The sequence below is a fragment of the Nocardia sp. CA-128927 genome, assembly GCF_050955855.1.
In the GTDB taxonomy this organism is placed as follows: domain Bacteria; phylum Actinomycetota; class Actinomycetes; order Mycobacteriales; family Mycobacteriaceae; genus Nocardia.
The window spans coordinates 10,364,932-10,390,809 of sequence record NZ_CP192087.1 but is presented as its reverse complement, the minus strand read 5'-3'; the positions used below and the strand labels follow the sequence as shown (position 1 = coordinate 10,390,809).

21 protein-coding genes and 3 pseudogenes are annotated in these 25,878 nt (G+C 66.9%); 9 read left to right on the top strand and 15 right to left on the bottom strand.

What is annotated here, in order from left to right; genetic code table 11:
- Positions 1–451: 451 nt before the first annotated feature.
- On the bottom strand, positions 452–2,824 hold the full coding sequence (locus ACQPW1_RS48235) for a flippase-like domain-containing protein (protein WP_433660617.1): 2,373 nt from the start codon (positions 2,822–2,824) through the stop codon (positions 452–454).
- A gap of 208 nt (positions 2,825–3,032) precedes the next feature.
- Between ACQPW1_RS48235 and ACQPW1_RS48230 the strand changes: the two genes are divergently transcribed.
- The gene (locus tag ACQPW1_RS48230; RefSeq protein ID WP_433660616.1) at positions 3,033–3,893 is read left to right on the top strand and encodes a polysaccharide deacetylase family protein; all 861 of its coding nucleotides are present in this window, start codon (positions 3,033–3,035) and stop codon (positions 3,891–3,893) included.
- A 131-nt stretch (positions 3,894–4,024) separates the two neighbouring features.
- Complete coding sequence (locus tag ACQPW1_RS48225) at positions 4,025–4,861, top strand: SDR family NAD(P)-dependent oxidoreductase (protein WP_433660615.1); 837 nt, start codon at positions 4,025–4,027, stop codon at positions 4,859–4,861.
- Positions 4,862–4,864: 3 nt separating this feature from the next.
- Here ACQPW1_RS48225 and ACQPW1_RS48220 read toward each other — a convergent pair whose 3' ends face one another.
- The 6 genes from ACQPW1_RS48220 to ACQPW1_RS48195 form a co-directional block, all read right to left on the bottom strand.
- On the bottom strand, positions 4,865–5,638 hold the full coding sequence (locus ACQPW1_RS48220; protein WP_433660614.1) for an SDR family NAD(P)-dependent oxidoreductase: 774 nt from the start codon (positions 5,636–5,638) through the stop codon (positions 4,865–4,867).
- Positions 5,625–6,419 carry a 2OG-Fe(II) oxygenase family protein gene (locus ACQPW1_RS48215; protein WP_433660613.1) on the bottom strand — a complete coding sequence of 265 codons (795 nt, stop codon included), beginning with the start codon at positions 6,417–6,419 and terminating at the stop codon, positions 5,625–5,627. Before ACQPW1_RS48215 ends, ACQPW1_RS48220 begins: the two co-directional genes overlap by 14 nt.
- A 187-nt stretch (positions 6,420–6,606) precedes the next feature.
- Positions 6,607–8,223: a flavin-containing monooxygenase gene (locus ACQPW1_RS48210; RefSeq protein ID WP_433660612.1), complete on the bottom strand. Its 1,617-nt coding sequence runs from the start codon at positions 8,221–8,223 to the stop codon at positions 6,607–6,609.
- Positions 8,217–8,606 carry a hypothetical protein gene (locus ACQPW1_RS48205; protein ID WP_433660611.1) on the bottom strand — a complete coding sequence of 130 codons (390 nt, stop codon included), beginning with the start codon at positions 8,604–8,606 and terminating at the stop codon, positions 8,217–8,219. The genes ACQPW1_RS48210 and ACQPW1_RS48205 overlap by 7 nt, the downstream gene beginning before the upstream one ends.
- Before the next feature lie 18 nt (positions 8,607–8,624).
- Positions 8,625–10,268 (bottom strand): flavin-containing monooxygenase, encoded by a 1,644-nt coding sequence (locus ACQPW1_RS48200; protein WP_433665562.1) that lies wholly within the window; start codon positions 10,266–10,268, stop codon positions 8,625–8,627.
- Between the two features lie 141 nt (positions 10,269–10,409).
- A complete protein-coding gene (locus tag ACQPW1_RS48195; protein ID WP_433660610.1) occupies positions 10,410–11,900 on the bottom strand; it encodes an ABC1 kinase family protein in 1,491 nt (496 codons plus the stop codon).
- Between the two features lie 106 nt (positions 11,901–12,006).
- Here ACQPW1_RS48195 and ACQPW1_RS48190 point away from each other — a divergent pair, with 106 nt between their 5' ends.
- Positions 12,007–12,783 (top strand): GntR family transcriptional regulator, encoded by a 777-nt coding sequence (locus ACQPW1_RS48190; RefSeq protein ID WP_433660609.1) that lies wholly within the window; start codon positions 12,007–12,009, stop codon positions 12,781–12,783.
- Between the two features lie 138 nt (positions 12,784–12,921).
- Positions 12,922–14,260 (top strand): annotated as a pseudogene (locus tag ACQPW1_RS48185) (ABC1 kinase family protein).
- A gap of 3 nt (positions 14,261–14,263) precedes the next feature.
- Here the strand turns inward: ACQPW1_RS48185 and ACQPW1_RS48180 are convergent.
- Entirely contained in the window at positions 14,264–14,983 is a 720-nt protein-coding gene (locus tag ACQPW1_RS48180) for an SDR family oxidoreductase (protein ID WP_433660608.1), read from the bottom strand.
- A gap of 61 nt (positions 14,984–15,044) precedes the next feature.
- On the opposite strand from ACQPW1_RS48180, the gene ACQPW1_RS48175 reads away from it, so the two are divergent.
- Entirely contained in the window at positions 15,045–15,425 is a 381-nt protein-coding gene (locus ACQPW1_RS48175) for a MerR family transcriptional regulator (protein WP_433660607.1), read from the top strand.
- A 10-nt stretch (positions 15,426–15,435) separates the two neighbouring features.
- Here ACQPW1_RS48175 and ACQPW1_RS48170 read toward each other — a convergent pair whose 3' ends face one another.
- Together ACQPW1_RS48170 and ACQPW1_RS48165 are read right to left on the bottom strand one after the other, a co-directional pair.
- A complete protein-coding gene (locus ACQPW1_RS48170) occupies positions 15,436–15,861 on the bottom strand; it encodes a phage holin family protein (protein ID WP_433660606.1) in 426 nt (141 codons plus the stop codon).
- A gap of 117 nt (positions 15,862–15,978) precedes the next feature.
- The gene (locus ACQPW1_RS48165; protein WP_433665561.1) at positions 15,979–16,614 is read right to left on the bottom strand and encodes an AMP-binding enzyme; all 636 of its coding nucleotides are present in this window, start codon (positions 16,612–16,614) and stop codon (positions 15,979–15,981) included.
- 110 nt (positions 16,615–16,724) lie between these two features.
- Here ACQPW1_RS48165 and ACQPW1_RS48160 point away from each other — a divergent pair, with 110 nt between their 5' ends.
- Positions 16,725–18,179 carry an NF041680 family putative transposase gene (locus ACQPW1_RS48160; RefSeq protein WP_433658095.1) on the top strand — a complete coding sequence of 485 codons (1,455 nt, stop codon included), beginning with the start codon at positions 16,725–16,727 and terminating at the stop codon, positions 18,177–18,179.
- A 218-nt stretch (positions 18,180–18,397) separates the two neighbouring features.
- Here ACQPW1_RS48160 and ACQPW1_RS48155 read toward each other — a convergent pair.
- The 3 genes and pseudogenes from ACQPW1_RS48155 to ACQPW1_RS48145 form a co-directional block, all read right to left on the bottom strand.
- Positions 18,398–19,014, bottom strand: a pseudogene (locus tag ACQPW1_RS48155) (SDR family NAD(P)-dependent oxidoreductase); the annotation flags it as partial.
- Between the two features lie 3 nt (positions 19,015–19,017).
- Positions 19,018–19,998 carry an SDR family NAD(P)-dependent oxidoreductase gene (locus tag ACQPW1_RS48150; protein WP_433660605.1) on the bottom strand — a complete coding sequence of 327 codons (981 nt, stop codon included), beginning with the start codon at positions 19,996–19,998 and terminating at the stop codon, positions 19,018–19,020.
- Positions 19,999–20,014: 16 nt separating this feature from the next.
- Positions 20,015–21,106 carry an alpha/beta hydrolase gene (locus ACQPW1_RS48145; protein ID WP_433665560.1) on the bottom strand — a complete coding sequence of 364 codons (1,092 nt, stop codon included), beginning with the start codon at positions 21,104–21,106 and terminating at the stop codon, positions 20,015–20,017.
- A 120-nt stretch (positions 21,107–21,226) separates the two neighbouring features.
- Here ACQPW1_RS48145 and ACQPW1_RS48140 point away from each other — a divergent pair.
- From ACQPW1_RS48140 to ACQPW1_RS48130, 3 genes and pseudogenes are all read left to right on the top strand, one after another.
- A pseudogene (locus ACQPW1_RS48140) lies at positions 21,227–21,340 on the top strand (SDR family NAD(P)-dependent oxidoreductase); the annotation flags it as partial.
- 13 nt (positions 21,341–21,353) lie between these two features.
- Entirely contained in the window at positions 21,354–22,139 is a 786-nt protein-coding gene (locus ACQPW1_RS48135; RefSeq protein WP_433660604.1) for an SDR family NAD(P)-dependent oxidoreductase, read from the top strand.
- Positions 22,140–22,166: 27 nt separating this feature from the next.
- Complete coding sequence (locus tag ACQPW1_RS48130) at positions 22,167–23,138, top strand: DUF5996 family protein (RefSeq protein ID WP_433660603.1); 972 nt, start codon at positions 22,167–22,169, stop codon at positions 23,136–23,138.
- Here ACQPW1_RS48130 and ACQPW1_RS48125 read toward each other — a convergent pair whose 3' ends face one another.
- Positions 23,139–24,263: an NAD(P)H-dependent flavin oxidoreductase gene (locus tag ACQPW1_RS48125; RefSeq protein WP_396995025.1), complete on the bottom strand. Its 1,125-nt coding sequence runs from the start codon at positions 24,261–24,263 to the stop codon at positions 23,139–23,141.
- A gap of 229 nt (positions 24,264–24,492) precedes the next feature.
- On the bottom strand, positions 24,493–25,848 hold the full coding sequence (locus tag ACQPW1_RS48120) for a WS/DGAT/MGAT family O-acyltransferase (RefSeq protein ID WP_433660602.1): 1,356 nt from the start codon (positions 25,846–25,848) through the stop codon (positions 24,493–24,495).
- Positions 25,849–25,878: the final 30 nt, after the last annotated feature.

Below are 25,878 nucleotides of genomic sequence, written 5' to 3'. Positions count from 1 at the left end.
TGGAACGGTTTCCGTGGTTTTGCCTCTGGTCGAAGCCGCGGTCCCTCCCGACCATGAACACATGACCAAAAACGCACCCCAGTCTTCCATTCGACAGGGCCACCATGACACCGAAACCGGTGTTCTGCTTACCAAGCCACGGAGTTACCGCGCATTCAAGGCCCTATTTCTGCTCGGCCGCGGCGCCCGCCTCAACGCTCGGCTGGTTGCCCTCAGCGGCGCGGGCCCCGGCCACCTGGTAGCTGATATCGGTTGTGGCCCAGGGGATTTCGGGCACTGGCCGCGCGAGTCGGTCCGGACGGCGGCGTCGTCGGCGTCGATCCGGCCGCGGAAATGATCGACTACGCGACCGAACATTCCCATGCCGCACCGAATTGCCGATTCGAACTCGGTGCCGCGCAGACACTGACGTTGCGACGGGAGTGTTGCTCGCTGTCAAGGAAATCGGTGGCTAGATCATGTCTTTCGACGCCATCCAGCGCATCGTGAACCAGCCGCAGAGCACCGGCAGCCAGCAGGTGAGTACGCGATAGAGCAGCACCGACGGGACCGCGATATCCAGTGGCACATTGAAGGCGCCGAGACCACCGATCAGCGCGGCCTCGACGGCGCCGACGCCGCCGGGGGTCGGCGCCGCCGAGGCCAGCGTGCCGCCGATCATGGTGACGATGGTGACGGTGACGAAGGTGGTGCCGCCGCCGAAGGCTTCCACGCTGGCCCACAGCGCCCCGGCCATGCCGAGGGTGATCGCGGCACAGCCGAGCACGATCACCGAGAAACGCTTCGGATCGCGTGCCAGATCGGCGAGTTCGCTGAGCACCTCCTGTAATTGCGGGCGCACCGAATTGTTCAGCCAGTGCCGCAGTTTCGGCACGAACATGAAGGTGCCGATGATGCCGACGCCGACACCGGCGATCAGATACAACACCGTGGCATCCGGCACGAAGTGCGAAAGGTCCGCGGAGGTGCCCGCCGCGACGCTGAACACGGCGAGCAGGCAGAGGTGCGTGATCACCTGTACCGCCTGTTGCAGGGCGACCGCGGCGGTGGCGCGCACTGTACCGACGCCGCCCTTCTGCAGGAAGCGCACGCTGAGCGCGAGCCCGCCCACCCTGGCCGGGGTGGTGGTCGCGGCGAAGGTGTTGGCGATCTGCATGATCACCAGGTTCTTGAAGCTGACCGCGCCGGACGCGCAGGCCCACAGTGCCGCCGCCGCACCGACATAGGTCAGGCAGGACACCGCGAGCCCGAGCAGTGCCCACCACCAGTTGGCCGTCTTCAGCTGGGTGAAGAAGGTCGGCACCGCGCTGATGAAGGGGTACGCGACGTAGACGAGCCCGATCAGCAGCACCAGCTGGATGATCTGGTTGCGGGTGAACCGGGTGATCTGCTCGGCCTGGATGCGATCCTGCCCGGTCTGCTTGCGCACCTCGTCGCGCGCGCCGGACAGCGCCCCCTTCCAGTCCGGCACCGTCTTGCGCAGCCCGGCGGGCATGGCGGACTTGGTCAAGCGGCTCGCCGCGGCGAGCACCGGCTGTTCGCCGAGGGACTTGATGGCCGCGCTGACCGCGGCCTCCTTGCCGAAGATCGCGGTCGTCGATACCAGCAGCTGCGCGATGTCGGACTGCTGCTGCTTGGCCGAGGCGCCGTATTCGGAGCTGGCGAATCCGCCGAACAGCGTGGTGCCGTTGTCGATTCGGATCTCGGTCGGGCGCAGGTCGCCGTGCGCGATCTGGCCCTGGTGCAGATCGTCGAGTGACTTCCACACCCCCGCCAGCTGCTCGACGGGTGCTTCGCTGATCCGGGTGCCCTTTGGAATGGTGTGCGCGTGCAGCATCCAGCCGCGATCCAGCGCCGTGACGGCGACCGGCGTGCTGCTGGCCAGGCCGAGCTCACCGATCGCGAGGGCCATGAGGGCGCGATGTTCGACCGCGCGGTGCATGGAGCCGTGCATCGCCGCGGTTTCGCTGGCGCGGAAGGTGAGCCAGCGCCACAGCTGGCGCAGCGCGCCGAAGCTGCGCTGGTTCTTGCCGTACATCTCGACGACTAGTCCGCGTTCGGGTCCGTCGATGGCGGCGGCCAGCACCAGCGGACCGCGTCCGGCCGGATGCACCACGGTGAATCTGGTGACCGTGTGCCCACGTCTGGCCAGCACCCGCACCGCGGCATCGAGCGGCACCTCCAGCGCGGGCGTGCCGACGACCAGCACGATCACCGCGCCGACCAGCCAGCCCACGGCCAGCCCGAACATCGCCCGAGCGGGCACCACCGTGCTGACCACCAGGTGGATCGGCGCGAACGCCAGCAGCAGGAACCACAGATACCGCCGTGGCCGGTTGGGCAGCCACGGGCTCGACACCGTCAGCACGGCCGCCAGCATCGCGATCCATCGCGGATCGTCCAGGAACTGCGACAGGAAGGTATCGAGTCGATCCGGCACCTGCAGATGCCATTTCGGGGCCGACAGGCCCGTGCCGGTGATCGAGAGCAGCAGTCCCGCGGTCAGGCCCGCCGCCGCGTAGCCCGCGAGCAGTTTCCACTGCCTGCCGATGATCAGCTCGAGCAGGATGGCGAACGGCAACGCCAGAATCGCCATGCCGTAGACGAGGTAGACCAAGTTCGATTGATCGGGGTTCAGGAATCCGACGATGTTGGACACCGAACGTTCCAGCGCAAGCCATTCCGGCCGGGTGATCACCGACGCCGCGACGACAATCGCCACCCACACCGCCGCCAGCACGACGCGGATGATGTCACTCGTCCGCCGGATCAGCGGTTGTAGCAGGTTGCCCGTTACCGGGATTTCCCGCCCGTCGACTCGCATCTATTCGGCACTTTCGGATCGAGTTGGAGCTGCGTCGGCTACCCTCGCTCACCCTTTCGGTGAGTATGCAGGAGACCGGCGTGGACGATACACACCAACACGCCGCGCGCGCCCGGGCCAAATGTCGGCTGGTCCGATGCCCTGTGCGGTACCTCACGCCGAGTGGAGGTTGAACGTGACACTGGTGTCAGGTTCGACAATCGACGGCATGGACAACGAGCTATACAACTACAGCCCGATCGTCGACCGCGCGCCGATTCACTGGCCCGGCGACGCTCGGGTCGCCTTCTATGTGGGCCTCAACGTCGAGCACTACCAGGTGGATCGGCCGTCGACGAGCATCTTCCCCGGTACCGCGGGCCTCGCCCCCGATCCGCTGAACTACGGCTGGCGCGATTATGGCCCCAGGGTCGGCATCTGGCGGCTGATGGAGATCCTGGACCGGCGTGGCATCCGCGCCAGCGTGCTGCTCAATTCCGATGTGGTCCAGCACAATCCGCAGATCATCACGGCGGGCCTGGCCAGGGACTGGGCCTGGCTGGCGCACGGCAAGAACAACTCGGTCTTCCAGGCCGACATGTCCATCGAGGAGGAGCGCGGCTACCTCACCGAGGTGGTCGAGACCATCGAGCGGGCCACCGGCCGCAGGCCGCGCGGCTGGATGGGACCCGCGCTCACCGAAACCTTCCACACCCCAGCGCTGTTGGCCGAGCTCGGCCTGAACTACGTGCTCGACTGGACCAACGACGACCAGCCGTATCCGCTGAATGTGCCGGGGATGCTCAGCGTTCCGTACACGGTCGAGCTGAACGACAACACGCTGTTCCTCGGCAAGGGCACCAGCGGACCCGACTTCGTGCAGATCGTCAAGGACCAGCTCGACCAGCTCTATGCCGAGTCGGCCGACAGCGGCCGGGTGCTGGCGCTCGCGCTGCATCCATTCGTCATCGGGCAGGCGTTCCGGGCCAAGTATCTGGACCAGGCGCTCGAGTATGTGGTGAACCATCCGGGCGTATGGCTGACCACGTCGGATGAGATCGCCGAGCACTTCGCGGGAGCGTCGGCTTAGCGCGCTGGCGAGCCACGAATATGCGAGGCCGTCTTGCCGAATCCGCCCGCGCCGAAGACGATCAGGTCAGTTAGACCAACGTGCGGCCTCGCGCATTCGCGACTCGCAAGCGCTTTGATCAGGAGGCAGGGATGGCTGTGCAGGACCAGGATCTGACCGGAAAGACGGTGGTGGTGACCGGCGCGAGCTCCGGCATCGGCGCCGTGGCGGCCGCGACATTGGCCGCGCGGGGTGCGACCGTCGCGGTGGTCGGTCGCTCACCGGAACGGACGGCGGAGGTGGCGGCCAAGGCGGGTGCCGAGCCGTTCCTCGCCGACTTCGCCCGCTTCGACGAGGTGCGCAAGCTCGCCGACCAACTGCTCGACCGCTATCCGCGGATCGACGTGCTCGCCAACAACGCGGGCGGCTCCTGGCCGAAGCGCACCGCCACCGCCGACGGCAACGAGCTGACCTTCCAGGTCAACCATCTGTCCCCGTTCCTGCTGACCAGCCTGCTGCTGGACCGGCTCGTGCAGTCGCAGGCCCGGGTAGTCAACACGGCGAGCACGACCTACCGGATAGCGAGGCTGAACCTCGACACCGCCAACGCGACGACGGGCTCGTTCAACCAGATGGGCGCCTACGCCGCGACGAAGCTGGCGAACATCTTGTTCACCAGGGAACTGGCGCGCCGCACCGAGGGCACCGGGGTGGTCACCGCCGCCTTCCATCCCGGCGCGGTCGCCACCCACGTGTATGACCACGCGCCGCTCGGCCTCGGACGGCTCATCCGGTCGCCGCTGTCCAAGCCGTTCTTCATTCGACCGGAGAAAGGCTCGGAACCGTTGGTGCACTTGGCCACCACCACCGACGACATCAACGGCCAGTACTTCCACCGATTCAAGCTGGAACCGCCGAGCAACAAGCAGGCGGTGGATCCCGCTCTCGCGCAACAGTTGTGGGAGCTGTCCGAGCGGGTCACCGGGTAGCGGTTACTTTTCGGCCTCGGCGACCTGGGCGTGGCGGCCGCCATCCGCCGGGCTCGGTTCCACGCCGACGCCGAACACGCCGCCGGTGAAGTCGGCCGCGTCGAGTTCGACGATCGCCTGCGCGACCTGCTCGGTGGATACCAGCGCCGGAAAGGTGGTCGGCGCGATGGCATTCGCGCGCACCCCGAATTCGCCGAATTCGTCGGCGATATTGCGGGTCAGCTGATTGAGCGCGGCCTTCGACGCGGAATACAGCGTCTGCCCCGGGTACACCTCCGAGCCGGAGATGCTGGAGACATTGACGATGTTCCGGTTCGCCGCGCGATTCTCCGCCCCGGCATGCAGCCAGAAGCGTTGCGCCAGTCGCGCCGAAAGACGCAGTGGCACGCCGACATTCAGCGAGAAGTGCGGATCGAACTGCTCCATCGCGGCGTCGCCGTCGACGATGCCGCGCGGTTGCAGCTGGACGTGTGCGGCATTGTTGACCAGCAGATCGACCTTGCCGAACTTGGCCAGCGCGAGATCGACGACCCGTTCCACCTCACCCGGCGCGGTGAGGTCGGCGCGGATCACGAAGACCCGCGAATCGTTCTCCGGCACCGCCTTTTTCGGCTCGAGCGGATCGACGAACCACTCCAGCTGCGACGGCACGGCGGGCGTCTGGGTGCGGCACACCGCGACGATGTCGTATTCGGTGTAATAGGAGCGGCAGAACACGTTGCCGAGCGTGCCGCCCGCGCCCGTGATCAGGCAGACCCGGCGTTCACCAGTAGACAATTCGGTCTCCTCCCCAGCGCTCGATCGCCTCGTCCTTGGTCCGGTGCACCCACATCACCACGCTGTTGCGGTCTTTGATGTTGCCGCCCGCGAAGGTGTGCCAGGTGCGCGGCGTGACCTCGAACAGGATCAGTGAATTGTCCAGCGGCGGAATGAGTGTCAGCTCCGGCATCTTCTCGCCCTCGGCGAGGTTGTCGTAGAGCGCGGTCTCGCCGCCCTCGCCCGGCTGCCAACCGGGGTTGCCCAGATAGAACAGCACCGCGACCGCGCGCACCGATTCGCGGGCGGGCACACCCGATTCGCGCGTACCGAACTTGGTATTCACCACGCTGTTGTCCGGTAGTCGCACCTCGTCGGGTCCGGGTGCCGCGCCGGGGAACCACGCGGGATTGAGATCGTTGTGCGGCCAGCCGTATGGGGCGCCCGGTCCGTGATGATGCACCGATCCCTCGACGTCCCCGGTGGCGGTGACGCCCGCGATGCCCGCGACCAGGTCGTGCCACTCGCGGGAGGCGAACACCGCGAGCGAGGTGTCCCGCAGCTCGGCCAGCGCGACGCCGTCGGCGCTGTAGTTCGTCGCCACCTGCCCGAACAGCTCGGGGCGGTCGCGCCGGACCTGCGCCAGATCATCGGTCATCCGCTGATAGAACCCGGGCACGAACACGTCCCTGGCATACACGTGCGGAAACGGCTGACTGCGGCGGATCCAGCGCCGATGGGCGAACAAGTCCGCGAAGCGCTCCGTGCGCGCCTGTGCCTCCATTACCGACTCGGTTGTCACATCGCTCCCTCCCGGTCGAACCACTCGCGATCATATTGCCCAGCTATCGCCCCGCGCAGGTGGTGTTCGTTTTGTACGGCGGGCGGCTGAGCATGGGTGCGGGTGGTCGGGTCGGGAGGCGAATCGGTCGCGCGTTGCGATTTTCCGGCAACCCCTCGTGTTCCGGAATTCCGCGACCGTGCGGGCGTCAGGCGGTGCTGGTGGCCGTCACGGCCGCCTTTCCGTTGGACTCGGCCGGGGCGGCCGGCGTGGCGTCGAGCACGCCGTACACGTAATCGCCGAGCGGGAACTTGCGGTTGCCGCGGCGCGCGGCGAAGAAGCCCGACGGGCGCACATAGGTGGTGTCACCCTGCGAGTTCCGGTAGTAGCTCGGCACGTGGCCGTTGAGTTCGGTCAGATAGAACCGCAGCGCCGCGGCCTTGCGGTGGATGCGCCGGTGGTAGGCGTCGTGCACCGACTGGCGCACCTCCAGCACGGATGCGTTCCGGCGCCGCGCCTCGGTGATCGCGCGCACCGCGTGGTCGGCGGTCATCTCGACGAAGGCGTGCCAGCCGCTGCCGGTCCACGAGTACGGCCCGACCAGCATCCACCAGTTGGGCAGCTTGGGCAGCGCCACACTCTGATACGCCTGCAGGCCCTGCTCGGCGAAGAACGTGCTCAGATCGAACCCGTCGCGGCCGACGATGGCGCCCGGCTTGTACGACTCCGGATCGGAGAACACCTCGTAGCCGGTGGCGAGCACGATCATGTCGAACCGGTGCTCGACGCCGTCGGCGGTCTCGATGCCGTCGGCGGTTATCCGGGTGATGGGCTCGGTGACCAGGCGGACGTTGTCGCGATTGAAGGTGAAGGTGTAGTTGGACATGGTGGGCCGCTTGGCAATCGGGCCGTAGTCGGGTGCTAGCGCCGCCGCGGTCGCCGGGTCCTTGACTACCCACCGCAGATAACGCCGGTAGGCCGCGATCGCGACCGCGTCCACCGTGCGCAGCGTCGGCCGCACCAGCCACATCGGTGCGGAGACACCGGCGCGCAATCCGATATCGACGACGATGAGCACCGCGTTGTTGATGCCCGCCTGCACGCCGGGAACCCGGAGGATCGCCTTCACCGACTCCGGCACCGCCACATCGGGTTTCGGCACCGACCAGACGGGAGTTCGCTGGAACACGGCCAATTCGGCGACGTGCGGTGCGAGCGACGGCACGATCTGCACCGAACTCGCCCCGGTGCCGATCACCGCGACCCGCTTGTTCGCGTAGTCGTATTCGTCATCCCAATCGCTCGGCCGCTGCAACTTGCCGGTGTAGGAGGCGAGACCGGGGATGCCGGGATCGTCCTTCGGGTTGACGAAGGCACCGACCGCGCTGATCACGAAACGCGCGGTGATCAGGGTTCCGTCGGCCGCGTGCAACCGCCAGACGTGCCGTTGCTCGTCCCATTCCTGGCGCACGATGTTGATGCCGAACCGCAGGTGCGGGTAGAGCCCGAACCGCTTCGCCACGTCGACGTGATAGGCCTTCACCTCCGGCCCGCGCGGAAAGAACCTGGTCCAGTTGGGGTTTCGGGCGAACGAGTACTGATAGGTGAGCGCGGGCACGTCCACACTCAAACCGGGGTAACGGTTTTCGTGCCAGCTGCCGCCGACCTCGTCGGCCCGCTCGAGGATGGCGAAGTCTTCGACACCGGCCTTGCGCAGCTTCACCCCCGCCGCGATCCCGCCCGGACCGGCGCCGATGACCACCACCTCGTGGTCAAACGATGCCGAATACGGTTCGGCCGCTACTGGTTTCGGCGCGGCTACCATGTGCTTGCCCCGGACTGTTCGACCGGTCGGGCGCCCGAGAAGCGCGCGGCGAGGAAGGCCAGGTAGGCGATGAAGCCGACCGACCCGATCGGCCTGCTCCGCCGGAACGTGATCGCCAGTCCCAGCACCATCTCGGTGAATCCGTTGCGATAGGTCCAGCGTCGGGTGGCGCGCGGAAAGGCCCGCGCGGTCAACGGATCGAAAGCCCGCGGTGCCGTGAAGTGTGCCGCGCCGGTCCCGGCTAGCCCGAGCCCGAATGCCCGCGCACGCGGGCTGTCCGGGGTTCGTGCCGTGATCACGACCGGATGCTGCGGTGGCTTGCCTGCCGCGAGCGCCCGACTTGCCTTGCGCCGCTTGCGACGGCCGATGATTCTGCTGCGCATGTCTCTCCTCGGTAGGCGCTAGGTACGGACGCTCAGCCTGCGGCTGCGGAAGAACTCGGCGAGGTCCTCGTTCGTGAACGAGTCCGGCCGGACGTCCTCGATGTCACCGGTATACGAGGCGTTCGCATGATCGGGCACCTGGGTGAACGAGTAGTGGTCGAACGGGAAGTGCTTGTTCCCCCACCACATTTCGAGGTGCGTACTCGGCCGAATGGCCGCCGGATCGCCCTGATAGTTGACGTAGTAGGTGTTGGAATCGGCACACGCGTCGGACAACCACATCGTCTGTGACCCGCGCCGCACGCACTGCCGGTAGTAGGCGTCGTGCGGCTCCTGCTTGATCTCCACCGCGGTCGCGCCACGCTTGCGCGCCTCCTTGATCGCCCGCGCCGCATGCCTGGTGGTGCACTCGATCATCGCGAGATAGGAGCCCGCCGCGAACCCGTATGGGCCGGTGATCAGGAACAGATTCGGGAACTTCGGCACCGTCACGCCCTGATACGCCTGGTAGTGGTTGCGATCCCAGAACTCGCTGAGATCCAGCCCGTCCCGGCCCGCCAGCGGATACGGCGGCGTGAAACCCTTGTCCATCACCCGGAAACCGGTGGCGCACACCAGCACATCGGCCTTGCGCAGCACCCCGTCCGCGGTGACGACGCCGGTCTTGGTGACCTTCTTGATCGCATCGGTGACCAGCTCGACATGGTCCCTGGTGAAGGTGCGCAGGTACCGATTCGACACCGACGGCCGCTTGCAGCCCGGCACGTAATCCGGCGTCAACCGTTGCGCCAGTTCGGCATTCCCCGGCAGCTGCGCCCGATACAGCGCCCCGCCGCCGCGCTGGGCGAGCTTGACCACGCCAGGGATCTGGCTGTGGAAAACCCCGATGCCGGAGATGCCGAAGTCGATGCCCAGCGTCACCGCCGCGCGCAGTACCCGGCGCAGCGGACCCACATTGACCATGATGTTCTTCGCGAACGCCGGAATCGGGAAGTCCGGTTTCGGGGCCACCCAGATCGGGCGCCGCTGGAACACCGTGAGATTCGACGCGACATCGGCCATCTCCGGAATCAGTTGCAGCGCGGTGGCACCCGTGCCGATGACCGCGATCCGCTTGCCCGCGTAGTCGTAGTCGTGATCCCACTGCGCGGTGTGCACGATCTTGCCGCCGAACTTGTCGATGCCCTCGATATCGGGCATCTTCGGCACCTCCAGGCCGCCGACGGCACCGACGACGAACCGCGAGGTCACCTCCTGGCCGGTGTCGAGCTTGCCGCGCCAGAGATGATTGTGCTCGTCCCACTCGCCGCCGATCACCTTGGTGTTCAGCAGGATTCGCGGCCGCAGCCCATACTTGTCGACCACCTGGTCGGCGTACGCCTTCACCTCGGCGCCCGGCGCGAACATCCGCGACCACACCTTCGGCGGCTCATAGGAGAAGCTGTAGTAGACCGACGGAATATCCACCGCCACACCGGGATAGGTGTTGGCCTGCCAGGTGCCGCCGATATCGCTGTTCTTGTCGACGATCAGAAAGTTGTGAATTCCCGCCTTGCGGAGTTCGACTCCCATCCCGATGCCGCCGAAGCCCGCGCCGATCACGACGACTTCGAAATCGGGTTGCTCGACCGAACGCGAGTGCGCCGCCTGCGCAGGTGCTATCGACACGGTTTACCTCCGTTGGTAGTGCTTCAACGACGATAACACTGTCTGGGACAGCTTGGCCAGAGTCTGTGTACGACGCGAAAACCCCCGTCCGTGCAATGCGGACGAGGGTTTCGGGAAAGTCAGTGAGCTAGGGGGTCAGCCGACCGACATCTGCCGGTTGTCCGTGTCGTTTCGCCGCTTACGCACCGCGGCCAAGTCCACCGGCCGGTCCGGATCGGGATCCTCGATGGCCCCGAGCGCCTCGGCGAGCATCGGCATCCAGCGCAGGATCTCGTCGCGATACTGGCCCTCGGTCTCCAGCTGGCTCAGCACGCCGACCAGCGTGAGCGCGGCCCTGGCGAACGGGGTGAAGTAGGCGGGCATGGTCATCTCGCGCACCACGTTCGACAGCCGGGGATTGGTCGTGCGCAGCACCTGCTTGCGCAGCCAGGGTGTCGTCATCCGATAGGTAGCGTGCTTGAACGGCTCACTGCACGGTTCGACAACGGCGTAGAGCGCCTCGGTATCGAACGAGCGGCCGGTCGTGACGAAGCCGTGCCGCCGGGTGGCCAACTCCAACTTCTCCGGCCCGCCGCCGTTGAAGAAGGCCTTGCAGTAGTCGAGTGCCATTTCCTCGAAACCCTCCGGCGGCCAGGCGCAGCATGCCCCGAAGTCGACCACGCCGAGCCGCCCGTCCGGCAGCACCCGGAAGTTGCCCGGATGTGGGTCGGCGTAGAGCAGCCCGTGCCGACCCCAGCCCGAGGTGACGAAGCGGACCATCAGCATGCCCACCCGATCGCGCTCGGCCTGCGCGCCGGAGGCCACGATCCGGGTCAGCGGGGTGCCCTCGACCCACTCGGTGATCAACACGTCGCCGCGCTGCGCGATCACCTGGGGCACGTAGAAGTCCGGATCATCGGCGTAGGCCGCGGCGAAGGTGCGCTGGTATCCGGCCTCGGCCGCGTAGTCCAGTTCCTCGAGGACACAGTCGCAGATTGCCTCGGTGACCGCTTTGACGTCGGCGCCGGGCAGGAAGACGGTGGCCAGATGCGAGATCCGGCGCAGTTGTTCCAGGTCGCCCTCGACGGCCTGGCGGCCACCGGGGTACATCACCTTGACCGCGACCTGCCTGCCGTCGTGCCACACCGCGCGGTGCACCTGGCCGAGCGAGGCGGCGGCGGCTCGCCGATCGTCGAACTCCCGGAAATGCCAGCGCCAGTCCTCGCCCATGCTGGCCGCGATGGCCTCGTGCACGGTCTTCGGCAGCATGATCGGCGCCGAATCCTGGAGCTGACTCAGCGCGATCCGATAGGGCTCGGCGATCTCCGGTGGCAGCGCCAGTTCGTAAATGGCAAGTAGCTGACCGAGTTTCGTGGCACAGCCCTTCAGCTCGCCGAGTACCTCGAACATGTGCTGTGCGGTGCGCAACTGGATGTCCCGATTGACTTCTTCGGACGATCTGCCGAGTGCCCGCTTGCCGACGCCCGCGGCCTGCCGTCCGGCGAAGGCCAGCGGCAGCGCGGCCAGCTTGGCATTGCGAACAGCCGCGCGAACTGGGGGTTTGCCGTCGGACCTCGACGCGAACAGGCGTGAGCGCCTGCCCGTTGAACCCTCGTCAGAACTGTCGCCGCTGCGCCGGATAGTCATGACTCACCTCACACTGTGCGCGGACCAGTGTTGCACACGTGCAGTCTGGCACAGTAGGGCTTAGACTGTCTGGGACGTAATCTAACGTAGTCGAAAGGTGACTTCGATGGGATCCCAGACGGTAGTCGCCGACGTTGCCGATGAGTTGGCACGCCGGGTTGCCGCGGGGGAGTATCAGCCGGGGGACCTCATGCCGTCCGTGCGCCAGGTAGCCGAAGAGTTCGATATGAACCGGGCGACCGCGCAGCTGACGCTGGGGCGGCTGGAGACACACGGGTTCGTCGAGGCGCGCCGCGGCAAGGGTTTCACCATTCGTGACGTCCGCGAGGCGGGCGGCGTCGATGTGTACCGGCAGCTGTTCCGCTTCTCGATTCCGATGCCGGACATCGCGATAGAGATGTTCCGCGACATCGTCGATGTCGAGCGCGGCATCGTGATGGAGACGCTGCTCGCCTACACGGGCAGCGATCAGGCGATCGATCAGGCCGAACTCAAGGCCGAGATCGACAAGCTCGAAGCCATTGCCCGACAGGACGATCCGGACCTGCGCCAGATTCTGGCGATCGAGGTCGGGTTGGTCCGCAGGCTGCTCACCGCGCTCGGACTCACCATGCAGCGCGCGATTCTGAACTCGGTCGGCGAGATGGTGCTCGAGGTGCCGGAGGCGGTCGAGGCCTTCTTCGCCGGCGCACCGGACCTGCACGTGCTCGTCTGGCGGGCGCTCGCGGCGGTGTGGGACTCCGGTTCCGGGCCGTCCGAGGCGCAGGTCGCGCTGTTCGAAGACCTGTTCGGGATGTACCACGAGCGGGTCGTCCTGCGCTTCGACGAGCTGGTCGGCGCATCCGACGAGCAAACCGAAGACGAGCACGCGGCGACCGCCTGACGCTGCTCATCGCACTTCCATGAGCGGCATCCGTCGCTGTGTTGCACGCTGAATTCTGCTTGCGCTGAACGTATCGCCCCATTGCCTCGCTGTCTCAGACAGAATAGGGTGGGTGGTACGCAGCGAAGCGAGGTAACCATGGCAGGCAGTAGGCGTAAAGGTTTGGCGCGGTCGGCGAAGCTGGCCGGGCTGCCGATGGGCATCATGGCCCGCCGGGTCACCGCGACCGGTCGCGCGATGATGACCGGCGTACCGCGCGGCGAACTCGACGACGAGCTCATCGACAAGGCCGCGGATCAGATGTTCGCGGTGCTCGGCGAGCTCAAGGGCGGGGCGATGAAGCTCGGCCAGGCGCTGAGTGTGGCCGAGGCCAGCATCCCCCCGCGCTTCGCGGACCGCTATCGCGACGCGCTCACCCGGCTGCAGTCCCAGGCGCCGCCGATGCCGACCAGCTCGGTGCACCGGATGCTCGCCGAACAGCTCGGCAGCCGGTGGCGCGAGCGCTTCACCGAGTTCGACGACAAGCCGGTCGCCGCCGCCAGCATCGGGCAGGTGCACCGCGACGGTGTGGCGCGACGGCCGCACCGTCGCGGTGAAGGTGCAGTACCCGGGCGCCGACACCGCCCTCATGTCGGACCTGAAGATGCTCCAGATGTTCTCCGGCGCTTTCGGTCTCATGATGCCCGGCGCGGACGCCAAGTCCTTGATCGCAGAGTTCATCGACCGCACCGCCGACGAGCTCGACTACCGGATCGAGGCGGATCACCAGCGGCGCTTCGCCAAGGTGTTCGCGGGCGACCCGGCCTTCCACGTGCCCAAGGTGATCGCGAGCGCACCGAAAGTGCTTGTCTCCGAATGGATGCAGGCCACCCCGCTGGCCAAGATCATCGTCGACGGCACCAAGGCGCAGCGGGATCGGGCCGGACGACTGCTCATCGAGTTCTCACTGTCCTCGCCGGTGCGCGTCGGCTATCTGCACTGCGACCCGCATCCCGGCAACTTCCAGCTGCTCGAAGACGGACGCCTCGGTGTCATCGACTTCGGCGCGTCCATCGCACTGCCCGAAGGGATTCCGGCGGTGATCGGCGAGCTGGCCCGCTGCGCAGTACAGGAAGACTACGAGCAGTTGGCAATCGTATTGCGGGACAACGGTTTCGTCCGCCCGGGCCACGCGCTCGAACTCGGCCCGATCGAACGACTGGTCGCGCCGATCGTCGCGCAGATCAACGGCGACAGTGTGCACATCAGCCGAGAACTGTTGCAGGGCCACACCGCTCGCGCACTCGACATGAAGAACGTGTCGCTGACCAACACCAGGGCGGTGAAAGCCCCCACCGAGATCCCGGAACTGGCCATGCTCGGCCGGGTCTTCGCCGGTGTCGTCGGAGTGTGCGCCCAGCTCGACGCCGAGGGTCCGTTCGTCGAGCTGGTCTCCCGCTGGCTGCCCGGCTTCGGCGAAGACGGGGCCGCCGCCTAGGTCTTACACCTTGGCGGTTGCGGCCAGTTGTGGATACAGCAGGGCCGGGTTCTCGCCGAGCCGTGCCTTCCATCGAGCCGTCCGCACGTCGGCCAGGACTTCGAGAGAACCTGCCTCGAGGCCGTCCAGTGCCGCCCGGACGATCACCGCCGGGTCCGACTTCTCGTCTTCGATGTCGGCCATCATGTCGGTGTCGACGCTTGCCATCGCCAGCCCCGTCACCTGGGTGCCCTGACCGGCGAGTTCGTACCGGATGCCGTTGGTCAGTGCCCAGGCCGCGGCTTTGGACGCGCCGTAACTGTTGGAGTGTTCGTACGCCATCCACGCCATGACCGACAGCACGTTCAGTACGGCACCACCGCCATGGGCGCGGAGAATCGGCGCGAAGGCGCGCACCATGCGCAGGGTGCCGAAGAAGTTGGTCTCCATCTCCAGCCGGATGTCCTGCTCTGTGCCGTCGGTGAGCCGGGCGAAGGTCGAAACCCCGGCGTTGTTGATGAGCAGTGTCGTGTCGCCGGCCGTGGCCGCGGCCCGGGCAACGGACGCGTCATCGGTGACGTCCAGCAGCAGCGGGACGACACCAGGAATCGCGGGAATGGTCTCCGGCCGACGAGTCGCCGCATAGATCTTCTCGACGCCCCGGTTTCGCAACTCGGTGACGAAGCTCTGCCCTATACCCCGGTTAGCGCCTGTGACCAGCGCAATCTCATTTCGAATGTCCACGCTCGCTACGCTATAACCTGACGTCAACGTGAGGGTCAAGGGCGAAAAGGGAGCAATCGGCGTGAAGATCGGCGAACTCGCGCAGCGGGCCGGGGTGAGTGTTCGCGCGTTGCGCTATTACGAGGAACAGGGCTTGCTCAGTCCAGAGCGCACGCCGTCCGGACAGCGCCGCTACACCGAGGGCACCGTCGAAGTGGTCCGGCTGTTCCAGCAGTTCTACGCGGCCGGTCTCAGCAGCCGTGCCATCGCGGCACTGCTGCCCTGCGTGAACAACGGCCGCACCACCGCCACCCAGCGCCAGATGCTGCGTACCGAACGCGACCGCCTCGCGGCCAAGGTCGAGGAAATGACCCATACCCTCGGCCGACTCGACGAGCTCATCACCGCGGGTGACAGCCGTGGGGCGGCGGAGCGCAGCCACGCGAGTTCGATTGCCTCGTAAGCGCACGGCGTCACCATGAGGGCGAAAATGACTGCCGCGCTTTGTGATAGGCGGTGACCACGGTGCTGGTCAGCCGCATGCGCAGCACTCGGTGCAGGCCGAGCCCTGCGGTGGCCAGCGACAAGAGCAGCATGACAAGGGCCGCAAGGAAATACGCGGCCCAGGGCGGCAGCAAGGTCTCGGCCGCTTCGGTGACCAGCAGGAACACGAAGAAGGTTGTGTACAGCAGCGCGATCAATGCGGCGCCAATCAGGAAAGTACCGAGCACCGCCTTCTTCAGCTCGCTGAACAGCAGCGACTTGGTGGCCGTCGTCTTCTCCTGAACGCACTGCATGACCGGTGCGGCACGGTACATGACCAGCTCACGCAGTGGATTGACCTTCGGCCGACGCGGAGCGCCTACCTGTGCGATGTCGGCGGTGTTGTCGGGTGTCATGTGTTCAGTTCCTGCCCGCCGGCAGCGCCTTCGTCCACCGGCGCGACACGATCAATGTCACCAGCCCGGCGATGCCGCCGAGGACGATCAGTACGCCGACGATGATGAGAACGGTCTTCATCCAGTAACTCCCATGGTTTTGGCGGCCGCGGTTTCGGCCAACTGCTTGCGGCGCAGTTTGCCGGTGGTGGTTCGGGGCAGTTCGGCGACGAACACGACGTCGCGGGGCACCTTGTAGCCCGCCAGGTTCGCCTTGACGAAGGCTTGCAACTCGCGTGCCGACGGTTCGGCACTGGGCGCGCGCACCACGAAAGCGACCAGGCGCTGGCCGAATTCGTCGTCCGGCATACCGATCACACCGACATCGGCGATCTCGACATGGGCCATCAGCAGGTCTTCGACCTCGGCGGGGAAGACGTTCTCACCGCCGGACACGATCATGTCGTCGTCGCGGCCATCGATGAAAAGCCTGCCCGCCGCATCGAAGTGCCCGACATCGCCGGTGCTCATGAACCCGTCGACCAGCTCTTTGCCGCTGCCGTCGCTGTACCCGAGGAAGGTCAGCGGATTCCGGTTGAAGATCCGGCCGCTGACGCCTTGCGGCACTTCGCTTCCCGCGTCATCCAGAATGCGCAGCTCGACCAGACCGCGCGGCGGATAGCCGACGGTACCCGGCGCGGCCCGCAGATCGGCGGGCGTGGCCATCGTGCACGGCCCGATTTCGCTTGCGCCGTAAGCGTTGTAGCTTGTGATTTAACCAGTGCGAGCCGGTGGTGTGACCCCGGTTGATCATGCAAGCAGCCCTTGGCTGATGATTCCTGTTGCGACACAAGGAACTTCAGACAAGGGCTGCATTGATCAGTATGACCGATGGCGGGCGCGGCAGCGCGCTCGGGGAACTTGTAGCGTTCCGGCAGGGCTTTTATGACTGCCTGACCGCGCGGGCGGATGCGTTGTTCGAGCTGTGCGAGGCGGTGCTGTGCACCGACGGGCCGGTCCGGTCGCTGGTCGGGTTGTCCCTCGCGCCCGAACACCGCCGCGGACACGGTGCCCTCTACGACGCGGTGAACCACGGCAAGGTCGAAATCGAACGTCTCCGAACGGCTTTGGCCGGTGTGCGGTTGCCGAGGGCGGCCGGTGGGCGCCTGGTGATGGCCGTCGACGTCTCACCATGGTTGCGTCCGGATGGCGCGACGTGCCCGGATCGGTCTTTCTGCCACACCTACGGACGTGGCCGCAACGAGCATCAGATGATCCCCGGCTGGCCGTACTCGATCATCGCTGCCCTCGAAACCGGCCGCACCTCATGGACCGCGCCGCTGGATGCGCAGCGATTGGCACCCGGCGCCGACCTCGCCGCGGTGACCACCGCCCAGATCCGCGACCTCGCGCAGCGGCTTATCGCCGCCGGTCAGTGGCGCGAGGAGGACCCGCGCATGCTGTTCGTGCTCGACGCCGGCTACGACGCCCCGCGCATCGCCTACCTGCTGCGTGATCTGCCGGTGCAGATCCTGGCCCGCATGCGCTCAGACCGGGTGCTGCGCCGCGCGGCCGGAGAACACCGACACAACCCGGCCGGCGGACGCCCGCCCAAACACGGGGCTGAGTTCGTGTTCAAAGATCCCAGCACCTGGGGCGGTGAGGACGTCGTGACCAGCACCGACACCCGCCTCTACGGAACCGCGGCCGTCCAGGCGTGGGATCGTGTTCATCCGATGCTGACCCGCCGCTCGGCCTGGAGTACTCACGAGGGCGAACTGCCGATCATCGAAGGCACCGTGATCCGGCTACGGGTCGAGCATCTGCCCAGCGGCGGGGTGAACAAACCGGTGTGGCTGTGGTGGTCCGGGGTCGAGGCCACCGCCGACGATGTGGACCGATGCTGGCGAATGTTCTTGCGCCGCTTCGATATCGAGCACACATTCCGCATGTGGAAACAAACCCTCGGATGGACCCGCCCGCAGTTGCGCGACCCGCAAGCAGCCGACCGATGGACCTGGTTGACCTTGGTGGCCTACACCCAGCTACGGCTGACCCGGCCACTCGCCGAAGACCTACGACGCCCGTGGGAGAAACCCGCTGAGCCACAAAGACTTACACCAGCAAGAGTGCGGCGCGGGTTTCGCTACATCCGCACGAAGACCGGATCTCCCACGGCTGCACCGAAACTCACCCAGCCGGGTCCAGGACGCCCCACGGGCTCGAAAAACCGCCAGCGCGCCACCCGTCACGACGTCGGACTCATCCTGGCTACCGGCCAGGCGCACACCCGCCCCACCCACCACAAGAAGGGCACCAAGCCGAGGCGGGCAGGTTAAATCACAAGCTTAGCGCGTTCACCCGCGCCGGTGCTCTCCATCGCGTACATCAGCGGCACCCCGGCACGCTCCCACCACGGCCGGATGGCCGCAGGTCGGTCCACGATGGCCCGGCACACCATGCTCGCGGCCTCCGCCGAACTCATCGCCGGGGTGTAGCGGAACATCCGGGACGGACCGAGCATCGGCGAGCGCACCAGCTGCAAATGGATGCTGGTCGAGGTGATCCCGTCGGCCCGCAGCTCCGGTCCCGCCCCGCGCAGCCAGGAGAGGAACGCGGCCTTGGAGGCGACGTAGGCGGTCCACTCGATCGGCGGCATGTGCACGGCGACCGTGCTGACATTGACGAGATGTCCTGCGCCTCTTGCCCGCATCGCAGGCAGCAGCGTCATGATCAGCCGCACCGGGCCGAGTAGTTCACCAGCGTGGTGTCTTCGAAGTTGTCGAAACGGTCGGTCGAATCCGACAGCCAACGCCGAATCGACTTGCCCGCGTTGTGCACGAGCACGTCGACATGGCCGTGCCGGTCGAGCACGGCTTTGCCGAGGCGTTCGCAGTCCGCCAGGTCGCTGAGGTCGGCCGGATAGGCGTGCGCCACGCCACCGTCGTTCGTGATTTCGGTGCACAGCTCCTCGAGCAGCTCGGCCCGGCGTGCGACGACGAGAACGGTGGCGCCCGCGGCGGCGAGCCGGCGGGCGCTGGCCCGACCGACGCCGGAGGAGGCGCCCGTCACCAGGATCACCTTGTCCCGCACCGTATTCGCGAGACGGCGATCGCCGATGCCGGGGCTGGTCGCGCCGAGCGCGAGCCGGATCGGCCGTGGTAGTTCAGGCATGGCTCAGCTCTCGACGATCGTCATATGCGGCGGTGTGGCCACGGATTCCGGTGGTACCCAATAGGTTTGCAAGCCGCGACGGCGCGGCATGCGTTCGACCGCGCGCTTGGCGTAGTCGATGGCCGCGGGATGATCGATCACCACCCTGGCAACGCGCTCGAGTTCGGGGCCGGTGACGATCCGCAGCGCGGTTCGAGTCGTGCGGGGGAGTGCCCTTGCGATGCGGTAGCCCAGCCACGCCTCCGGGCGCAGCGTCTTGACCGCCTTGTTCTCGGCGATCGCGGCGACGATCTTGTGTCCCGCCTTGTCCGGATGCATCCCCAGGATCGACATGCCCTTGACGACGCCCTGCTTGCCGATATCGGCCTGGTCCGCGGTCACCGACGAAACCGACGCTGTCGCCGCGAGATTCGGCGCGATCAAGCCCGGGCAGACCACCGTCACCCCGATCTTGTGGCTCGCGAGCTCGGCCCGCAACGTCTCGCTGAAGTGCTTCACCCCGGCCTTGCTGATGCTGTACGGCGTGACGAGCCGGGCGGGCGCGAAGGCGGCCATGGACGAGACGTTCACCAGGTGACCGCCGGTCCCGCGGGCCACCATCTGCGCACCGAAGATCCGGCAGCCGTGGATCATCGCCAACATGTTGATGTCGATGATGCGGCGCAGATCGTCCAGCGGAACGTCGAGAAATGGTCCGCCGACCACGATTCCGGCATTGTTGACCACCACATCCGGCACCCCGTGGTTGTCCTTGACGCAGGCGCCGAACGTCTCCAGCGCCGCGGTGTCGGCGACATCGAGTGCATAGGGAAATGCCACCCCGCCCGCCGAACGGATCAGCGCCACAGTCTCTTTCGCGGTCGCGAAGTTGATATCGGCGACGATCACCTCGGCACCGAGCTCGGCAAGTGCCTTGGCCGTACCGCGACCGATGCCGCTGCCCGCCCCGGTGACGACGGCAAGGCCGGGATAGAAGTCGGTCATCGGGTTCTCCTCGTACTCATGCCGCCGCGTTCCTGCGGAACAACCGCCGCAGTCCGCCGCGATAGGCAACCGCGGCGCCGTTCAGCACCTGCTGATGGAAGGCACCGATCTCACGGAAGGCGGCACGGCCTTCGGGCAGGACGTCGGCACCCGCGACGAAGACGTGTGCTTGCCGGTCCCAGATCTGCAGTCGGCAGGGCACTCCCGCCTCGGCGCACCGCGCGGCGAGCAGTTCGGCATCGGCGAGCAGCACCTCGGTCGACCCGACGAGGATGAGTGCCGGTGGCAGCCCGGTGAAGTCGTGGTTGACCGGCGACCAGGCCGGATCGAGTTTTCCGTCGATCCGGTAACCCCAACGGGTGATCACATCCAGGCCGCGAATCGGAATCACCGGATCCAGCAACGCATTCGGGTGCGCGTACTTCGCGGTCGGATCGAGATCGGCCCACGGTGCGATCGCGGTGATACCGCCCGGCACCGGCAATCCGGCGTCGCGGGCCGCGAGTGCCACGCTGAACGCCAGCCCGCCGCCTGCGGAATCGCCCGCCACGATGATCCGATCGCCGGGGAAACCGCGGCTGAGCAGATAGCGGTAGGCGGCGACGCCATCGGCAATGGTATCGGTGATATGTGCTTGCGGCAGTTGGCGATACGCGACATTCAGTACCGGCATGGCGCTGGCCCGCGCGACCCGCGACACGATCCGGCGATGTGTGCGCAGCCCGCACGACACGAATCCACCGCCGTGGAAGTAGAGGATCGCGCTGTCGGTGCGCATGCCGGGGTCCGCGGTGTCGCGATGCCACACCCATTCGCCGTGGAAGCCGTCGAACAGCACCGGCCTGCGCCGGGTGCCGGTGACCGCGACGAGTGCGGCGGCGGGCGCATCCGTGTAACTGCTGACCGCGAACACGCGCTTGTCTTGAACGGGTCCGTATTGCCCTGCACGGGACAGGGTTTCGAGGCTGGCGCGCGCTGTCGCGAATAGCAGTGGGTTGATGACGCGCGAGATCAGGCTGGCCCGGTTCGGTATTTCCACCGTGACGGTGGAGCGCGGCAGGCCATCCGGCGCCTGAACGACGGGAACCGGTGCGTTGGTCGAGGTCATATGCGGGTCCTCCAGGCGCAAGCCCTTGCACGCTTCGACATTGGGCGCGCCCAGAAAAGTGTACACTGTCTCAGACAATAAGAGCAGTCCGCTGGCGGATCCGCGAACAAGGGAAGTCACATGGCAGGCTTCGACAACGAGATTGTCGTCATCACCGGGGCCGGGAGTAGCATCGGCCGCGCGACCGCGCAACGCTTCGCCCGCAAGGGCGCCACGGTCATCGCGGCCGATATCGACAAGGAGGCGGGTGGTCGGGACCGTCGAGTCGATCCTGGCCGAGGGCGAGCGCGCGGTGCCGTATCAGGTGGATGTGTCCGACGTCGAGGCGATGGAGGACTTCGCCGACGACGTGTACGCCGCGCACGGGGTGCCGCGAGTGTTGGTCAACAACGCCGGATTCACCACGGCCGGACCATTTCTGGAGCACACCATCGAGGACTGGGACCGGTTGATTGGGGTGAACCTGTGGGGCCTGGTCTACGGGTCGACCTTCTTCGGCAGGCAGATGATCGACGGCGGCCTCGGCGGCCGGATCATCAACGTCACCTCGGTCGCCGCGTTCACCCCCATTCCGCTGAGCACGCCCTACTGCACCAGCAAGGCCGCGGCCCAAATGCTCACCGAGGGTTTGCGATTGGAGTTCGCGGGCACCGGCGTCGGGGTGACCGCGATCTGTCCGGCATTCGTCGACACCGGCTTCTACGATGCCGCGCAGGCGGTGGGTCTGGACGAGGTCTCGGCCCGGCGAACCCGCAACATCTCCAAGTACGCGGCCAAACTCGTTGCGCACAGCCCGGACACGATCGCGAAAACCATTGTGCGCGTTGCCGCGCGGAACCCGGCGGTGGTGCCGACGCCGATCGAGGCGCGGGCGCTGTACCTGGCCACCAGGGTGTCGCCGGGCGGTGCCCGGCTCGCCGCGCGCTTCATGAAGGTGGACGACCTGTCCGATCTGATGAACCGACTGGTCCCCGGGGCCGTGCTCGGCCGACTCGATCACTTCCTGGAGAAGCGGCTCGGCTCGAAGAACTAGCCGGGCGATCGGCGTACCGTTTTGTCCATGACCGTCTCATTCGAGCCGTTGCCCGCGATTCCGCTGGAGTCCTGGCGTCCGACCAAGGAGACACTGCACCGCTTCGCCCAGATCGTGGGCAAGGTTGCACTGACCAAGGGCGTCCGGCGCAACCACTGGTGGCATATGACCTACCGGCTCACCGCGCGCGGCTGGACCACCGTCCCGCTCGGGTCCGCGCGCAACGGTCCGGTGTTCACCTGCGCGTTCGACTTCTTCGATCACGTGCTGCGCATCGCCACCGATCAGGGCGTTCAGGTCGAGATCGATCTCGTCGACCAGTCGGTGGCCACCTTCTATGGTGACGTGATGACCGGCCTGCGCGACCTCGACATGGATGTCGTTCTGGCGCACCCCCATCCGTTCGATCTGCCCGATGTGCGGCGACCGTTCGAAGACGACGACGAACACCGCGACTACGATCCGGACAAGGCGCAGCACGCTTTTCGGGTGCAGAGCCAGGTCGGGCGCGTGCTGGAGGAGTTCAGCGCGACCTACTCCGGCAAGATCAGCCCGGTCCAATTGTTCTGGCACACTTTCGATATCGCGGTGCAGCGGTTCTCGCCGCGGCATATCGAGCTGCCCGACACGGTGGATTCGGTGACCCGCGAGGCGTACTCGCGCGAGGTGATCAGCTCCGGATTCTGGTTCGGCGACGACAAGGTGCCCGAGCCGACCTTCTACTCCTACACCGCACCCGAACCCGCCGGGCTGGCCGAACGCCAGCTCGCTCCGGCGGGTGCCCACTGGGTCGCTTCCGGGGCGGGTCACTCGGCGTACTACTCGTACGAAGCCGCCCGCGAGACCACGGATCCGGTCGGCGCCGCGCTCGAGTTCTTCCAGTCCGTCTACGCGAACGGCGCCGAGCTGGCCGGGTGGGACACCGACCAGCTGACCTGCTGGGGCGGCGTCACCGACCCGGTGCTGCGCGAAAAAGGCTGGCCGGAATGGCCGGAGTGACTACAAGCTGCCGTTGAGTTTGTTGAGCCGATCGCAGGCCTCGACGTACTCCTGGATCAGCCGATTCACCACGTCCGCGGACCGCTCGACCTTGGTCATCATGCCGACCACCTGGCCGACCGGGTTGAAGTTCACGTCCTTGGCGGCCTCGGGATAACGGTGCCCGCGCTTGACGCCGTCCAGCGCCACCATCATCTGCAACGGCATGGGCAGCGGGTCGGGGGTGTCGGCCTGCTCCCAGGCGTCGGTCCAGTCGTTGCGCAGCATCCGGCACGGCTTGCCGGTCCACGAGCGCGAGCGCACGGTGTCGTGGCTGGACGCGTCGATGTAGGTCTGCATCTGCGCGGGCGGCACATTGGCCTCCTCGACGGTCAGCCACAGCGAGCCGGTCCACGCGCCCGCCGCGCCCATCGCCATCGCGGCGGCGACCTGACGGCCGTTGCCGACGCCGCCCGCCGCGAGCACCGGCAGGTCGCCGACGGCGTCGATCACCTGCGGCCACAGCACCAGCGACGAGATCTCGCCGCAGTGCCCGCCGCCCTCGGTGCCCTGGCAGACCACGAAGTCCAGGCCCGCGTTCTTGTGGTTGAGCGCGTGCTTCACCGAGCCGCACAGCGCGCCGATCAGCCTGCCGGAGTCCTGCACCTGCTTGATCACGTCGTCGGGCGGGGTGCCCAGGGCGTTGGCGACCAGCTTGGCCTTCGGGTGCCTCAGGATCACCTCGACCTGCGGTGCCGCGGTCGTCGCGGTCCAGCCGAGCAGCTGGTTGTGCCGCTCGCCGTCGGGCAGCGCGGGCACGCCGTGGTCGGCCAGGATCTTCTCGGCGAAATCGCGGTGGCCGTGCGGAACCAGTTCCGCCAGTTTGGATTCCAGCTCGTCGGGGGTGAGGCCGTCGATGCCCTTGCCCTCGTACTTGCTCGGGATCACCAGGTCGACGCCGTACACGCCGTGCACGTGCTCGTCGAGCCAGCTCAGCTCGACCTCTAACTCCTCGGCCGTGAAGCCGACCGCACCGAGCACGCCGAGCCCGCCGGCATTGCTGACCGCGGCCGCCACGTCGCGGCAGTGGGTGAACGCGAAGATGGGGAATTCGATCCCGAGCCGTTCGCAGATTTCGGTACGCATGGCGTGCTGGTCTCCCTCACTGCTCCGCCGCCGCGAACGACGAACCGCAGCTTGTCCTAGAACGAGTTACATAGTTGTCCGCGGTGCCCGCCGGTCCATACGCGGACCCCGACCCGTCGAATCCGCCGCGGGCCGCAGATATCGCCATGACACGGCTGCGGCGTCCTCGACAGGTCGGTGCACCATCACTCGACAGTAACACGTTCTAGTTTTGCTCGGCAGACCTCTTTCAGACGGCGGCTTCCTCCAGCTCGGTCAGCGCGTTCTCGAGGTGGTCGAGCAGGCGCGGGAGTTCCGGAACGCTGCGTCGGCAGCCGACCAGGCCGAAGTCGAGATTGCCCGCGTTGGTGGTCAGCGTGATGTTCACGGCCTGGCCGTCGAACGGGATCGACATCGGGTAGGTGGCGTCGAGCCGGGCGCCGTTCCAGTACATGGGTTCGCGCGGGCCAGGCACGTTCGAGATGACGATGTTGAACGCCGGATTGGTCAGCGGCACCAGGCCGGGCAGCAGGCTGAGCGCGATCGGGCTGACCATCAGCGCGGACAGCGCCATCGTCTGGAGGCTCGACAGCGAGCCGTAGACGTCCTTACTCTTGCGCATCGATTCGCTGACCACGCGCAGTCGGTCCAGCGGATCGGCGATGTCGGTGCCGAGGTTGCACAGCACGGCGCCGACCTTCACGCCGTTGGTCTCGACGTCGTCGGCCGAGCGCAGCGACATCGGCACCATGGCGATCAATGGCTTGTCCGGCAACGCATCTCGCTCCGCGAGGTAGGAGCGCAGCGCACCGGCGGACATGGTGAGCACCACGTCGTTGATGGTCGAGCCGGTCGCCTTCTTCACCTGCTTGATCCGCTCCAGCGGCCAGGATCGGACCACGGTGCGGCGGGCTCCGCCGATGGGCACGTTGAACATGGTGCGCGGCGCCTCGAACGGCATCGTCAGCTGCTGCTGGAGCAGCACCGAGCGAGCGGTCCGCAGCAGCGTCGGCCCGGATGCGGCCGCCGACAACAGGTTTCGGGCTGCCCCGCGCAGTCCGGAGGGGGACTCGGGCGCGGGTTTGCGCGGCGTCCGCGGCAGATTCCACGGGACCTTGGCCTCGCCCGCGCTCGGTTCGCTGGTCAGCGTTCGTTGCATCACGCGCTGCGCCGAGACGCCGTCGATCAGGGCGTGGTGCATCTTCGAGTAGACCGCGAAGCGGCCGTCGGCGAGGCCCTCGATGAGGTAGACCTCCCAGAGCGGGCGGTGCCGGTCCAGCAGGTTGCTGTGCAGCCGGGACGCGAGCTCGACCAGTTGGTCCATCCGGCCGGGGCGCGGTAGCGCGAGGCGGCGGACGTGGTACTCGAGTTCGACGTCGTCCTCCCTGGTCCACGCCATTTGCGGGGCGCCGAAGAGGGTGGCTGGGCGTTTACGGAAGGTCGAGTCGATGTCGGTGCAGGCCAACAACTTCTCGTAGGTCAGCCCGGCGAAGTCGGGTCCGGCGTCGTCGGGCGCCTCGAACAGTTGGAGCGAGCCGACATGCATCGGGTGTTCGCGGGATTCGGCGAGCAGGAAGACAGCATCAATCGGTGCGATGAGATCCATGGTGTGGTCGCCCCCTGACGACAGGTGGTG